Origin of the sequence: Novosphingobium kunmingense (assembly GCF_002813245.1) — a bacterium.
Classification (GTDB): domain Bacteria; phylum Pseudomonadota; class Alphaproteobacteria; order Sphingomonadales; family Sphingomonadaceae; genus Novosphingobium; species Novosphingobium kunmingense.
In genome coordinates, this window is record NZ_PHUF01000002.1 from 111,946 (window position 1) to 125,932 (window position 13,987).

The window sequence follows — 13,987 nt, forward strand, 5'->3', positions numbered from 1 at the left end:
GGTCAGACCTCCTTCGGATAGGAGATGGCGATCACCTCCCATTCCTTTTCGCCGGCGGGCAGGCGGACGCGGCGCAGGTCGCCAACGGCTGCGCCGCGAAGCGCGCGGGCCATCGGCGCCGACCAGCCGATCCTCCCGGTCGAGGCGTCCTGCTCGTCGTCACCGACCAGAGTGACGGTACGATGCGCGTCGTCCTCGTCGGCAATGGTCACGGTCGCACCGAACCAGGCACGGGCACGGTCCTCCTGGCGGGCTGGATCGACTACCCGACAAGCCTTCATCCGGCGGGCGAGGAAAGCCAGTTCGCGGTCAATCTCGCGCATCCGCTTGCGGCCATAGAGGTAGTCGCCGTTCTCGCTGCGGTCGCCGTTGCCGGCAGCCCAGCTCACAACCTCGACGATCGCCGGGCGCTCGGTGCCGAGCAGGTGGTCGTAGCGTTGGCGCAGCGCCGCCATGCCGGCGGGGCTGATCGGCGGACCCGCCCGGTCAGGCAACGTGCTCATCCGGGATACCGCTTGCCCAGGAAGTGGCTGAGCGGGTTGGTGCCGCGATAGCTGGCCCGCTCGGGATTCATCGCCTCATAGACGACGGCGTTTTCCAGTACGCGCTGGACGTAGTTGCGCGTTTCGGTGACCGGGATCCGCTCGGCCCAGTCGACCCAGTCGATCCCGCCGTTGCGCGGATCGCCATTGGCGCGCAGCCACTTGTTCACGTTGCCGGGCCCCGCATTGTAAGCGGCGACCGCCAGCGGATAGGAGCCGCCGTAGTAATCCATCATCCGCGCGAAATAGCCGTTGCCTAGCGACAGGTTGTAGCCCGCGTCGGTGGTCAGCGACTGGGGGTCGTAGCTCATTCCCATCTTGCCCGCCTGCTCGCGCGCCGTGCCCGGCATCAGCTGCATCAGGCCGCGGGCGCCGGCGTGGCTGATCGCGTTCATCGCGAACTGGCTTTCCTGGCGGCTGATCGCGTGGACCATGGTCCAGTTGGCATAGGCCGGGGTCGGAATCAGCGGGAAGGCGATCTGATGGAAATCGCCATAGCCGTCGGCGTGGGCGGCCTGTCCCAGAATCACGCCGAGGTCGCGGCGGCCCAGTTCGCGGGCGAGATCGGCGACCATGACGTGTTCGGCCTCGGTTTCGGCCTGGTCGCTGATCTCGCGGAAGAAGCGCACCGCCACCGGCCAGTCGGCTCCGCGCGCCACTTCACGCACGGCCTGGGTCAGCGGTCTGGCGTAGAAGGTGCTGCGCTCGGCGCTGCTCGGCTTGACCTTGGGCACGTTGGCGAAGGCGGGAAGGGCGCGGCCCAGCCGCTCGACCGCTAGCATTCCGTAATACTGGTCGGGAAAGGCGGCGGCCATCTCGAAATAGCGGTTCGCCTCGGTCTTGTTGCCGGCCTGGGCCATGGCGCGCCCGGCCCAGTAGAAGCCCTTGGTCCGCGTCTGCGGGGTGCGTGCCGCGGCCCCATAGCGGTAGAACAACGGTGCGGCCTGGCTGCCGTTGCCAAGGCTGTAGAGCGCCTTGGTTCCGCCCAGCCACATCAGCGAGGTGTAGTCGTCGCGGATCTGGAACGAAGTCTGCGAGATGTCGGTGCCCTTGGCAAAGCCTTCGTCGGCGCCGGCCGCGATCCGCGCCGCGCTCGAGGCATCGCCGGCCCGGGCGGCGGCCAGCAGTTCCGCAACCCACTTGCGCTGGTCGCGCGCCGGTGCCGACAGGCTTGGCCGGCTGGCAACGAAATAGGCCGCGCTGGACCCCTGGCCGGTGGCGCGAAGCATGCGCGAGCGGTTGTAGACATAGCCGGCGTCGCGCGCGGCATTGGGATCGACCACGACGCCGACCGTGCCCGGATCCGATCCCTTGACCAGCGCCAGCCGCGCCGTGAAGCCGGCCCGGGCGGCTGGCGACACCCAGCCGAGCTGCTTTTCGGCGGCCGCCGCGTCGTTGGCCCACAGCAGCGCGTCCATCCGCGCGTCGTGATCGGCGGGAGACAGCGATCCTGCGACCAGCGGAAAGAGTGCCGCCTCGGCGCTCGCGCTCATCGGACCGCCGCGCCAGGCGTCGCGCGCCTGGTTGAGGGCCTCGGGCCGGCGCAGCGCGCTCAGCGCCACCGCGTAGGCCGCGCGGCCCTGGTTGGTGACCGGGGAGTAGCGGTCGAAGAAGGCCGCGACGCGGGCGGGATCGGCATATTCGCGGTCCAGGGCGCGTTCGGCGTTGGCGCGGAACTTGGCGGCTTCGGGAAAGCCGGGATAGCTCAGCAGGAAGCCGGCATAGTCGGCGAAGGAAAACCGGTCGCTGGCGTTCAGTTGCCGCCAGCGGTCGATTGCCTGCTGCATGGCGCCCATCGGCGCCACGGCCGTGGCCAGCCGCGCGCGGTCCCATTCGGTGCCATCCTGGGCATACGCATGGGTCGGGAGGAGAGCGGCGGTTGCGGCCAGCAAAGCAAATGTCGTGCGCGTCATGCTGGACATTCTCGAAAATTGCTCCTTATCACGCGCTGAATGAAAACGGCCCAGTGCGCGGCACGCCGGTTCGAACCGGCTATGGGGCAAGTCCAGGGGTGAAGTCCATGTTTTCCGGCTCGATTCCAGCACTCGTCACACCGTTTCGAGACGGTGCTGTCGACGAAGCGGCGTTCCGCCGGTTGATCGACTGGCAGATCGCCGAAGGGTCGAGTGCGCTGGTGCCCTGCGGCACGACCGGCGAGGCGCCGACGCTGAGCAACGAGGAACAGCACCGCCTGTTCGAGATCTGCGTCGAACAGGCCGCAGGGCGCGTCCCGGTGATCGCCGGCTGCGGCAGCAACGATACCCAGACCGCACTGTGGCACATGCAGGTCGCCAAAGAGGTCGGGGCCGACGCGGCGCTGATGGTTGCGCCCTATTACAACCGGCCGAGCCAGGCCGGCCTGATCGCGCATTTCAGCTTCCTCGCCGAACAGGTCGATCTTCCGATCGTACTCTACAACGTGCCGGGCCGCACGGTGACCGACATCAAGCCCGAAACCACGATCGAACTGGCGCACCGTTTCCCAGACCGCATCATCGGGATCAAGGACGCCAGCGGCGACATGACCCGGCTGACCGCGCACAGAATGGCGCTGGGCAGCCGCTTTGCCCAGATCTGCGGCAATGACGACATGGCGCTGCACTACAACGCGGGCGGTGGGGTCGGCTGCATTTCGGTCACCGCCAATGTCGCGCCCCGGCTCTGCGCAGAGTTCCAGGTCGCCAGTCTCGCCGGAGACATGGCCACGGCCCATGCGCTCAACGAACGGCTGTTCCCCTTGCACCAGGCGCTGTTCACCGACGCCTCGCCCGGGCCGGTCAAGTATGCCCTGGCGAAGGTCGTCGGCTGGATCGGCGAAGAGGTCCGCCTCCCGCTGATCGCCTGCAGCGCCGAAAGCCGCAAGGCCGTCGACGCCGGACTGGCCCACGCCGGGCTCGCCTGACAGGCGGTTTCGGCCGCGCGATATTTCCCGCCGCTGCCCCGTTCCCTTTTCGCCTGCCACGCCCTACATGGCGGCAAATCATGGTCCGTCCGCAATCCGCCCAGTTCGACAAGAAGAAGGTCGTCGCCGAAAACCGGCGCGCGCGTTTCGACTACCACATCGAGGACACCGTCGAGGCCGGCATCGCCCTGACCGGGACCGAAGTGAAAAGCCTGCGTTTCGGTGAAGGATCGATCGCCGAGAGCTATGCCGAGGTGAAGAACGGCGAGGTGTGGCTGATCAATTCGAACGTGCCCGAATTCAGCCACGGCAACCGCTACAACCACGAGCCAAAGCGCCCGCGCAAGCTGCTGCTTCACGCCCGCGAGGTCGATCGCTTCACCGGCGCGGTGGAGCGCAAGGGCATGACTTTGGTGCCGCTGTCGGTCTATTTCAACAGCCGCGGCCGGGCGAAGGTCGAACTGGCCCTTGCCAAGGGCAAGAACGTTGCCGACAAGCGCCAGACGATCAAGGATCGCGACTGGAAGCGCGAACAGGCCCGGATCATGCGGGATCGCGGATGAGCGAGCTTACCGCCCGGCTGCGCGCCTGGGGGCAGCGCAACATGCCCACGCGCGATCAGATGGCGCGCAGCCGCTGGATTCCGAAGTCCGTTCTGCGCACCGAATTGTGGCGCTTTACCCGTCGGTCGGTCCCGCGCGCGGTCGCTCTGGGGCTGCTCGTCGGCATTCTCCTGCCCTTCGCGCAGATCATCTTTGCCGCGATCCTCAGCCTGCCGGTTCGCGCCAACGTGCCGATCGCGGCGCTGACGACCTTCGTCACCAACCCGTTCACGACGCCACTGATCTGGGCCGTGTCCTATCAGCTCGGCAACATGCTGCTGCACTTCGACGACAAGGCCGGCGGCGCGATCGATCGTCTCTTTGCGCTGACCGACGTGTGGGACGCGATCCAGTGGCTGACCTCCGAAGGGCGGTCGCTCGCGCTGGGTCTGGTCATCATCTCGGTGGTCTCGGCCGCGGTCGGATATGTCGGTTCGGGCTGGGTGTGGCGCTGGTGGGTCGGCCACAAGCGGCGCACCAACCTGCGCACGGTCCAGCGCCGGAGCAGGGCGTGATCGAAACCACCTCGGGATGGCTGCGCCGCTGCGTTCCGACGCGCGACCAACTCGAGCGGAACCGCTTCGTCAGGCCCTTTGCCGGGCGCGTACTGCGTTCCGACCTGTGGCGCTTCAGCCGCCGTTCGGTGCCGCGGGGGGTCGCTCTAGGCCTCTTCGTCGGCGTCCTGATTCCCTTTGCGCACAGCATCGTAGCGGCCTTCTGCGCCGTTTTCGTCCGCGCCAACGTGCCCGTCGCCATTGCGACCACTTTTGCCAGCAACCCGGCTACCTGGATGCTGCTGTACCCCGCAGCCTACGAAATCGGGAAGACGCTGTTCCACCTCGAACGGGCCAGCGGTCTAACCCCGATCAGCGCGACAATGGAGCATACCCAGACCGATCATCTGCTGCAGAACCTCACCGGGGCCGGTCTCGACACGGCGGTCGGCCTGCTTGTCCTTTCGATCGTGCTTTCGTCTGCCGGCTATGCCGTCTCGGCCCTCGTCTGGCGCGGGATCGTTGCGCGCCGGCGCTGCGCGCGACTGGCCCAGGCTCGGATCGCGGAGCCGGCGGGATGAACGGCGCGGATTCCTTGGTGCGGGTTCGCAGTCCGCTTGACCAGGTGGCCGTGGCGCTCGGCGGCGTGGCCAGCCTCGCACTGGTTTGGCTCGCGACCGGTCAGATAGCGGCTGTGGCGGGCTTTGCCGCCGGACTCGCCGCGTTGGGCGCGATCGCCTTCACCATCGCGCGGCCGCGGCACGCTGCTGCCGCCAGCGAAACCATCCTGCCCGACTGGTCGGTCACGGTCGCCGCAATCGACCGCGACGATGCGGCTATCGCGATCACCGACCGCGCCGGGCGGCTGGTGTGCGCCAACGATCTCTACGAACGCTGGTTCGGCATCGCCCAAGCGCCGCCGCGCCTGGCGCTCGACAATGCCAGTCTCGAACGGCTGGCCAAGGCGGGGCGCTCGGGCTGGCGCGATGGCAAGGGCAAGGCCGACCTGATCGAAGGCACGGGCGAAACCGCCGGCGGCCGCTGGTCTGCCCAGGTCGTGCGTGCCGGCCGCGGCGACGATTACCTGGTCTGGACCATCGCCGCGATCGCCGGGACCGACCTTGTCGCCGACCTTGTCCCGCATCTCGACGGTAAGCTCGGGCGCGCGCTGTCGCAGGCCGGAATTGCCGCCGCAATCGTCGATCCCGACGGCAAGATCCGCGCCCACAGCGCCGGCTTCGCCCAGCGCGCCACCGGCGACGGCGCGGCCCTGCTCACCGGCACCGATTTCACCGCGCTGCTCCGCCAGGACGAGCAGGATCGGCTGTCCTGGGCGCGAGACGGTCTGCGCGGCGCGCCGCTGACGATGTACTACCTGCCGGTCGCCGATCCCGACATGGCGGTCGAGCCCGACTACAACACCACGCCCTCGCTGATCCTGCTCGCCGATAACGGAACAGGGCTGGGCGGGGGCAGCAGCGGCGACGGGACGGCGGCGGTCCCTCATCTCGAGGCGCTGATCGGCCCCCTGCCGCTTGGCCTTGCCATGGTCGATCGCGACGGGCGAATGCTGTTCGCCAACCCTGCCTTCATGCGCGCCGCCGGACGAGAGGCCGGCGGTCCGCCGACCTATCCGACCGACCTGGTCGTCCAGGAGGACAAGGGGCCATTATCGGACGCGATCCGACGCTTTGCGCAGGGGCCGGCCAGCAGCGGCGATATCGCCGTGCGGCTGAAGGGCATGGCCGAAGAACCGGTCAGTCTGTCGCTTGCCGGTGTGCGCGGGTTGGGGGACGCCGCCGTCCTGCTCGGCCTGACCGACAGCACCGAGGAAACCCGGCTCAAGCGGCAGGTCGCCCAGGCCACCAAGATGCAGGCGGTCGGCCAGTTGGCCGGCGGGGTGGCGCACGATTTCAACAACGTGCTGACCGCGATCCTCGGCACCTGCGACTTCATGCTGCTGCGCCATACGCCGGGCGACAGCGACTATGACGACATCCAGCAGATCCGCGCCAATTCCAACCGCGCCGCCAGCCTGACGCGTCAGCTCCTCGCCTTCAGCCGCCAGCAGACGCTGCGTCCTGAAGTGTTGCAGCTACCCGATGTGGTCAGCGACGTGTCGCACCTCCTGAAGCGGCTGATCGGAGAAAAGATCAAGCTGGTGGTCACGCACGACCGCGATCTTGGCGCGGTGCGGGCCGATCCGACCCAGCTCGAACAGGTGATCGTCAACCTTGCCGTCAACGCCCGCGACGCGATCCTGACCAAGGGCGATTCGGGTGGCCGCTTGACCATCGCCACGCGCCGCTTCACCGCTGCCGACGTGCGGGCGATGCGCACGGCGATCATGCCGCAGGTCGATTATACCGCGCTGGTGGTCGAAGATACCGGCACCGGCATCCCGGCCGACCACCTCGGCAAGATATTCGAGCCGTTCTTCACCACCAAGGACACCGGCAAGGGCACCGGCCTTGGCCTTTCGACTGTCTACGGCATCGTCAAGCAATCGGGCGGCTTCATCTTTGCCGACAGCGAGCACGGAAAAGGCACGCGCTTCACCGTCTACCTGCCGGTTCATTACCCCAGCGCCGAGGAAGTCGCCGCACAAATCGCCGTCCCGGTTGCCGAGCAAGCAGGCTGGTCGGGCGGCGGGCGCATCCTGCTGGTCGAGGACGAGGACATGGTTCGCGCCGTCGCCGAACGTGCGCTGACCCGGGCGGGCTACACCGTGACCACAGCCAGCGACGGCGACGAAGGGCTGGAGATCGTAGAGGGCGGGGCCGAATTCGACCTGATCGTCTCCGACGTCGTCATGCCGGCTATGGATGGGCCGACCATGGCGCGCGAAGTCCGCAAACTGCGACCCGACCTGCCGGTGCTGTTCATGTCGGGCTATGCCGAAGAGCAACTGCGCAAGCAGATCGACATTGCCGACGGCGTCCATTTCCTGCCCAAGCCGTTTTCGGTCCAGCAGATCGGCGACAAGGTCGGCGCCGTTCTGGCCGCATCGAAGGGCGGATAACCGTTAGCGCCAATCTTGCGTTGCGGCCGCAAACCTGCTTGGCCGCTGGGGCATGCAGCCCGCCAAACTCGCCTTCGTCGACCGTCTGCGCGGCATCGCGATCCTGCTGGTCATCGCCATGCATTACCTTCAGGTATTCGCCTCGCCGATCCTGCGCGACTGGAACGAGATCGGGCAGGTCGGGGTGCAGCTGTTCTTCGTCGCCTCGGCCTTCACCCTGTGCCTTTCGGCCGACAACCGCCGCGACGAACCGCACCGCCTGCGCGCCTATGCCATTCGCCGCTGGTTTCGCATCGCGCCTGTCTATTACGTCGGGATCGCGTTCTACGCCTGGATGTTCATCGTCAGCGGCGAGGGCGCGCCCTATACTGTCGAGAACGTGCTCGCCAACCTGTTTCTGGTCCACGGACTGTTGCCCTTCGCGAACAACAATGTGGTCCCCGGCGGCTGGACCATCGGCACCGAGATGCTGTTCTACGCCGCGTTTCCGTTGCTCTATCCCGCGCTCGAGGCGGGCTGGAAGCGCTGGGGCAACCGTGCGCTGATCGTCGCTTTCGCGCTCGCCGTGCTGGTCGCCGTGGCCTGGCAGCTCGGCTTTCGCCTGCACTATGGCCGCTGGCTCGCCAACAACAGCTATGCCTATGGCTCGTTCGTCAACCAGCTGCCGGTCTTTGTGGCCGGGATGGGCTGGTACCTCGCGGCGTGGCGCGGGGGCGGGATGGCGCCGCGGCCGGTCCGGGACACAGTGCTGGCGGCAGTATTGTTCGGCTCGTGCTGGCTGATCCTCGGGCTCGAGCTTCTGCCGTTCAACGGCATCCTGCCGACCCTTGCCGCGCTCGGCTGGGTGCTGTTCGGCAACGTATTGCGCGGAAAGGGCGGCGAGGGCGGTTGGCTTGGTGCGGTGGGGCGGGTGAGCTACAGCCTGTATCTCATCCACTTCGCCCTGGTCTGGCGTCCCTCGGCCTGGCTGCTGCAGGCGGTGGAGGACGTGCCGAATGCCCAGGCGCTGCTGCTCGTTCCGCTCTATGTGGCCGAGGTGGCGCTGCTTTATCCGATCGCCCGGCTCGTCTGGCGCTTTGTCGAACAGCCCGGCAACCAGCTTGGCCAGAAGCTAATCGATTGGAGCAACAATCCGCGGAAACCGGCGGCGCCGACCCCCACCTAGCAAAATTTCGTTCCCCCCTTGTTCCACGAGAACAAATGCGATACATCGTCGTCAGTTGACCTCTCCGGTCGGCTGGTTAGGCAAGGGGACGTATCATGGCTGCACAACTCAAGCTGATTCAGGAAGGTAAGGAAAGCATGGACCGGCAAAAGGCGCTCGAAGCGGCGCTGGCGCAGATCGATCGCGCGTTCGGCAAGGGCTCGGCGATGAAGCTGGGCTCGAAGGAAGCGATGGAGGTCGAGGCGATCTCCACCGGCTCGCTCGGCCTCGATATCGCGCTGGGCATCGGCGGCTTGCCGCGCGGCCGCGTGATCGAAGTCTACGGTCCGGAAAGCTCGGGCAAGACCACGCTGGCGCTGCACGTCATCGCCGAGGCGCAGAAGAACGGCGGCACCGCCGCCTTCGTCGATGCCGAACACGCGCTCGACCCGGTCTATGCCAGGAAGCTTGGCGTCGACATCGACGAACTGATCGTCTCGCAGCCCGATACCGGCGAACAGGCGCTGGAGATTACCGACACGCTGGTCCGTTCCAACGCGATCGATGTGCTGGTGGTGGACTCGGTCGCCGCGCTGGTTCCGCGCGCCGAAATCGAAGGCGAGATGGGTGACAGCCACGTCGGCCTCCAGGCCCGCCTGATGAGCCAGTCGCTGCGCAAGCTGACGGGTTCGATCAGCCGCTCGCGCTGCATGGTGATCTTCATCAACCAGCTGCGCATGAAAATCGGCGTGATGTACGGCAACCCGGAAACCACGACCGGAGGCAACGCGCTCAAGTTCTACGCGTCGGTCCGTCTCGACATCCGCCGGACCGGCCAGATCAAGGACCGCGACGATATCGTCGGCAACACGACCCGCGTGAAGGTGGTCAAGAACAAGGTGGCCCCGCCGTTCAAGCAGGTCGAATTCGACATCATGTACGGCGAAGGCATTTCCAAGATCGGCGAAATCCTCGACCTCGGCGTCAAGGCCGGGATCGTCGAGAAGTCGGGCGCCTGGTTCTCCTACGATTCGATCCGGATCGGCCAGGGCCGCGAGAACGCCAAGACCTACCTCAAGGAACATCCCGAGATCTGTGACCGGCTGGAGGCTGCGATCCGCGGCCAGACCGAAGGTCTGTCGGGCGAGATGATGACGGGTCCGGACGCGGACGACGATATCTGATCGCCCAGAACTTCCGGCCAGCCCCCAACCGCCAGGCCGGAGTTGAACGGAGGACGCCCGCTTTCGTCCCCTAGCCCAGAAACGGGCGTCCTCCACGAAACAGGCCGGCGCGGCTCCCTTTTGCGGATGCCGCGCCGGTTCTTCGTTCCGCGATTGACTCTCAGGCTGCTTCTGTCGCGCGCGCCTTGACCACGTCTTCGGCGTGCTTCCCGCTCAGTTCGGCAAGATGATCGAACCCGCTGGTGAAACTCGCCAGTCCCTGGCTCATCGAGCGCAGTTCCGCGTCGAGACCGTACAGACCGCTCTCGGGCAACAGCGCTTCGACCCGCTCCCACCGGCTCCAGTCGGGATGAGGCGACAGGCCCAGGATCTGCCCACGCCGCGCCGATAGCGCCGATCCAGCCTTCGAGCCCGTGCCGGTCGGCGTTTCGACCGTCACCTTGACCACAGGTTCGAGCAGGTAAGGCGCGGCCTGCGCCAGTGCTTCGCTCATCGCCAGGCGCCCGGCGATGCGGAAGGCGAGTTCGGAGCTGTCGACCGCATGGAACGAACCGTCGACCAGCGTCACCTCGACATCGACCACCGGAAAGCCCAGCGGTCCGCGCTCCATCGCATCGCGAACACCCAGCTCGACCGCCGGGATCCATTGCCGCGGAATGACCCCGCCAGTGATCCGGTCGATAAAGCGAAAGCCTTCGCCGCGGGGCAGGGGGCGGATCTCGATCACGCAATCGCCGTACTGGCCATGGCCGCCTGACTGCTTCTTGTGGCGGCCCCGCTGGGTCGCACCCTTGCGGATCGATTCGCGATAGGCGATGCGCGGCGGACGGGTGTCGACCGCCACTCCATAACGCCGCTGCAGGCGCCCGATCACGACGCCGAGATGATCGTCGTTGATCCCGCGCAGCACCGTCTCATGCGCGGCGTCGTCCTGGGTCCACTCCAGCGCGGGGTCTTCCTCGCAGAGTCGGTGTAGCGCAGTCGACAGCTTGACGTCATCCTTGCGGTCGCGGGTGCGGATCGCCAGCGCCGCGTTGCGTGCCGGGTATGCGATCCCGTTCGCCTCACCGACGCGGGCATCCCGCCGCCCGAGCAGCATCCCGCTGCGCGCGCCATCGACCTTGGCCACGGCAATGATCTCGCCCGCCATCGCCTCGGCCTGTTTGGCGGTCTTGTCGCCTTGGACGAAGAACAGCGATCCGGTACGTTCGGCGCCGCTGCCCGCCAGCAGTTCGTCGCCTTCGTGCAGGCCGTCGCCGAGCACGCGGCCAAGGGCGAGCCGCCCCATCGCTCCGCCATTGGCGATCTTGAAGACGTGTAGCGCACCGCCCGATTCGACGCCGATGCGCTGCGCGGCGGCATCGGGGCCGGGGGTTTCGTGGCGCAGCATCTTGAGCAGGCGGTGCACGCCGCCGCCCGAAAGCGCCGATCCGAGCAGGACCGGGACCACCTTGTTGGCGCCCGTATCGGCGGCAAGGTCGGACAGCACCAGCGCCGGATCGGGCACTTCGTCCATCAGCAGAGCTTCCATCAGGGCGTCGTCGAAATCGGCCAGCGTTTCGAGCAGGTGGGCGCGTTCGGACTGTTCGCGCGCGGCGACGTCCTCGGGTATGGCGACCCGTTCGCTCTCCTTCCCGGGGCGGTAGCGGTAGGCCCGTTCCAGCGCGAGATCGACATAGCCGACCACCGCCTCGCCATCGCGCAGCGGGATCTGGCGCAGCGCGAGCGGCTCGCGGCTGAGCGGCTGAAGTTCGGCGATGAGTTCGCGGATCGCGCCGGCGCGGGCGTGCTCGATCTTGTTGACGAAGATGGCGTGCGGCACGCCCAGTTCGTCGAGTCGGCGCAGCACCGGTTCGGCCAACATCGCGCGTTCGGGCGCTGGGTCGATCACGACCACGGCAAGGTCGGCCGAGAGCAGCGCCGACAACCCATCTGCGGCAAATCCCGTTCCGCCCGGGACGTCGATCACCGCAAAGCGATCGCCGAGGTATTCGAAACGGGACAGGTTGATTTCGGTGGAACTGCCGCGCGCGCGGGCTTCGGGGCTGGCATCGCCGACGCTGTTGCCGCCTTCGACGCTACCCTGTCGGGTTATTGCGCCGCTGGCGAACAGCAGCGCTTCGGCCAGGCTTGTCTTTCCCGTGCCGGCCGGCCCGACCAAGGCGACCGCACGGGTTGCCGCTCTGCCGCCGGGGTTACCATTTTGGGTGTTGCCCATCATCCGCCTCCTCTTAAAACGAAGGCGCGCCGGGCGCTTTTCCTCGGCACTCGGTCGCGCAAGGACTGGGCGGGATGCTCTGCCTGTCGCCAGCGAGTCGCAAGCGAAAAAATGCGTCTTGTGCGGTCCGCCGTGCGTGCCTAGCGTCCGCCGCCATGACAAGCGGATTGGAATGGCAGGACCGGGTCGGGCGCAGCTGGGCAGACAATTTCCGGCTGACCGATCGCGCCTTCGCCGGGCTGACCGAACGGCTGCTCTCGCGGATTGCGGAACGCGATGGAAACCGCCTGCTCGACGTGGGCTGCGGTGCCGGCGAACTCTCGCTCGCGCTGGCACGACAACGGCCGGGCGCCGACGTCGTCGGGGTCGACGTGTCGCAGCATCTGGTCGCCGCCGCCGAAGAACGCGGCGCGATGACCGGCAACGCGCGCTTCGTTCTCGCAGATGCGGCGGCTTGGGATCCTGGCGATTTCGCGCCGGACCTGGTGACCTCGCGTCACGGCGTGATGTTCTTCGATGATCCGGTGGCGGCCTTTGCCAACCTGCACGGCCTCAGCGCGCCGGACGCGCATCTCGTTTTCTCCTGCTTCCGACCGGCCTCCGAAAATCCCTGGGCGTCGGAAGCGGCGGCGCTGATCGGTGCGCAGCAGGCCGGCGATTCCACGGCCCCAGGCCCCTTCGCCTTTGCCGACCCTGCCCATGTCGCCGCGATTCTCGAAGGGGCGGGCTGGCGCGAGCCGCAGTTCGAGGAAGTGAACTTCGCCTATGTCGCCGGCAAGGGCGAGGATCCTGTGGAAGACGCGCTGGCGTTCTTCAGCCAGATCGGCCCTGCCGCTCGCGCGCTCAGCGCGCTCGCGGGCGAAGAACGGGTCCGGGCCGAGGGCTGGCTCCGCGACTGGCTCGAAGAGCATCGCAGCGGAGACATAGTCGCCTTCACCGCCGCAGCCTGGATCGTCTCGGCGCGCCACTGATGGCGGCGCGATCGCCCGAATCGATTGCCGTCGTGGTGAACGGCAGCGGTGGACGGGCGCGCAGGGAAGGCAGCAGTCTTCCGTCGCGGATCTCGGCTGCCTTCGCCCGTTGCGGGATCGCAACGTCGCCGCGCATCGTCGCCGGCGAGGACATCGCCGCTGCCCTCGCCGAGGTGCATGATTGCACCTGCGTCGTGGTCGGCGGCGGTGACGGAACCCTGGGTTCGGCGGCCGCGGTGCTGGCAAAGACGGGGCAATCCATGGCGGTGCTGCCGCTTGGCACGCTCAACCACTTGTCAGTCGATCTTGGAATTCCGCACGATCTCGATGCCGCCGCTGCCATTGCGGTCGATGGCGCGGTCGACGTTATCGACCTTGCCGAAGTGAACGGCACGACCTTCGTCAACAACGCCTCGATCGGGTTATATGCAAGGATGGTCCGCAGCCGCGAAGGCCAGCGCCTGCCCAAGTGGCTGGCGACGCTTCCGGCGGCCTGGACCGCACTGAAGGCGCTCCGACCGCGAACGATCGCGATCGAAGCCGATGGCCGCCACCACCGTATCGTCACGCCGCTGCTGTTCGTGGGCAACAATCATTACGCGATAACCGGCGTCGACCGTGGCCGCCGGGCCAGCCTGAACGACGGCAAGCTGGCGGTCTATGCGGTCAGGGAGCAGTCGAAGGCAGGACTGCTGGCCTTTGCGCTGCGGGCACTCGTCGGGCGGGCCGATCCGATGCGCGACTTCATCGGCATCGCCGACGTGACCGAGTTGACCGTCCACGGCGAAGGCACGATGAGCGTCGCCCACGACGGCGAGGTGAGCGACATGGCCCTGCCGCTCCGTTTCCGGGTTCGTCCGGGCGCCCTGCGGATCAAGGTGCCGCCTTCCCGACCTTGAGAATCGCGC

At 67.3% G+C, this 13,987-nt stretch carries 12 protein-coding genes; 9 read left to right on the plus strand and 3 right to left on the minus strand.

The window, feature by feature from the left end; all coding sequences use genetic code 11:
- Positions 1–2 precede the first annotated feature (2 nt).
- The gene (locus B0I00_RS00515) at positions 3–503 is read right to left on the minus strand and encodes a GreA/GreB family elongation factor (RefSeq protein WP_100865429.1); all 501 of its coding nucleotides are present in this window, start codon (positions 501–503) and stop codon (positions 3–5) included.
- Complete coding sequence (locus B0I00_RS00520) at positions 500–2,464, minus strand: lytic transglycosylase domain-containing protein (protein ID WP_100865430.1); 1,965 nt, start codon at positions 2,462–2,464, stop codon at positions 500–502. Before B0I00_RS00520 ends, B0I00_RS00515 begins: the two co-directional genes overlap by 4 nt.
- A gap of 98 nt (positions 2,465–2,562) precedes the next feature.
- Here B0I00_RS00520 and dapA point away from each other — a divergent pair, with 98 nt between their 5' ends.
- The 7 genes from dapA (at position 2,563) to recA (ending at position 9,890) form a co-directional block, all read left to right on the plus strand.
- Complete coding sequence (gene dapA, locus B0I00_RS00525) at positions 2,563–3,444, plus strand: 4-hydroxy-tetrahydrodipicolinate synthase (RefSeq protein ID WP_100865431.1); 882 nt, start codon at positions 2,563–2,565, stop codon at positions 3,442–3,444.
- A gap of 80 nt (positions 3,445–3,524) precedes the next feature.
- Positions 3,525–4,007 carry an SsrA-binding protein SmpB gene (gene smpB, locus B0I00_RS00530; protein ID WP_100865432.1) on the plus strand — a complete coding sequence of 161 codons (483 nt, stop codon included), beginning with the start codon at positions 3,525–3,527 and terminating at the stop codon, positions 4,005–4,007.
- Positions 4,004–4,561: a DUF2062 domain-containing protein gene (locus B0I00_RS00535; protein WP_232730056.1), complete on the plus strand. Its 558-nt coding sequence runs from the start codon at positions 4,004–4,006 to the stop codon at positions 4,559–4,561. Before smpB ends, B0I00_RS00535 begins: the two co-directional genes overlap by 4 nt.
- Entirely contained in the window at positions 4,558–5,121 is a 564-nt protein-coding gene (locus B0I00_RS00540; protein ID WP_232730057.1) for a DUF2062 domain-containing protein, read from the plus strand. Before B0I00_RS00535 ends, B0I00_RS00540 begins: the two co-directional genes overlap by 4 nt.
- Positions 5,118–7,562 (plus strand): hybrid sensor histidine kinase/response regulator, encoded by a 2,445-nt coding sequence (locus B0I00_RS00545; RefSeq protein WP_100865433.1) that lies wholly within the window; start codon positions 5,118–5,120, stop codon positions 7,560–7,562. The genes B0I00_RS00540 and B0I00_RS00545 overlap by 4 nt, the downstream gene beginning before the upstream one ends.
- Before the next feature lie 52 nt (positions 7,563–7,614).
- Positions 7,615–8,727 carry an acyltransferase family protein gene (locus B0I00_RS00550; RefSeq protein WP_100865434.1) on the plus strand — a complete coding sequence of 371 codons (1,113 nt, stop codon included), beginning with the start codon at positions 7,615–7,617 and terminating at the stop codon, positions 8,725–8,727.
- A gap of 95 nt (positions 8,728–8,822) precedes the next feature.
- Positions 8,823–9,890, plus strand: a complete 1,068-nt coding sequence (recA, locus tag B0I00_RS00555) for a recombinase RecA (RefSeq protein WP_100865435.1) — start codon at positions 8,823–8,825, stop codon at positions 9,888–9,890.
- 160 nt (positions 9,891–10,050) lie between these two features.
- On the opposite strand, the gene B0I00_RS00560 is transcribed toward recA, so the two are convergent.
- Positions 10,051–12,108, minus strand: a complete 2,058-nt coding sequence (locus B0I00_RS00560; RefSeq protein ID WP_100865436.1) for an elongation factor G — start codon at positions 12,106–12,108, stop codon at positions 10,051–10,053.
- Positions 12,109–12,263: 155 nt separating this feature from the next.
- Between B0I00_RS00560 and B0I00_RS00565 the strand changes: the two genes are divergently transcribed.
- Both B0I00_RS00565 and B0I00_RS00570 read left to right on the plus strand, forming a co-directional pair.
- The gene (locus tag B0I00_RS00565; protein ID WP_100865437.1) at positions 12,264–13,079 is read left to right on the plus strand and encodes a class I SAM-dependent methyltransferase; all 816 of its coding nucleotides are present in this window, start codon (positions 12,264–12,266) and stop codon (positions 13,077–13,079) included.
- A complete protein-coding gene (locus B0I00_RS00570) occupies positions 13,079–13,978 on the plus strand; it encodes a diacylglycerol/lipid kinase family protein (protein WP_100865438.1) in 900 nt (299 codons plus the stop codon). The genes B0I00_RS00565 and B0I00_RS00570 overlap by 1 nt, the downstream gene beginning before the upstream one ends.
- Positions 13,979–13,987: the final 9 nt, after the last annotated feature.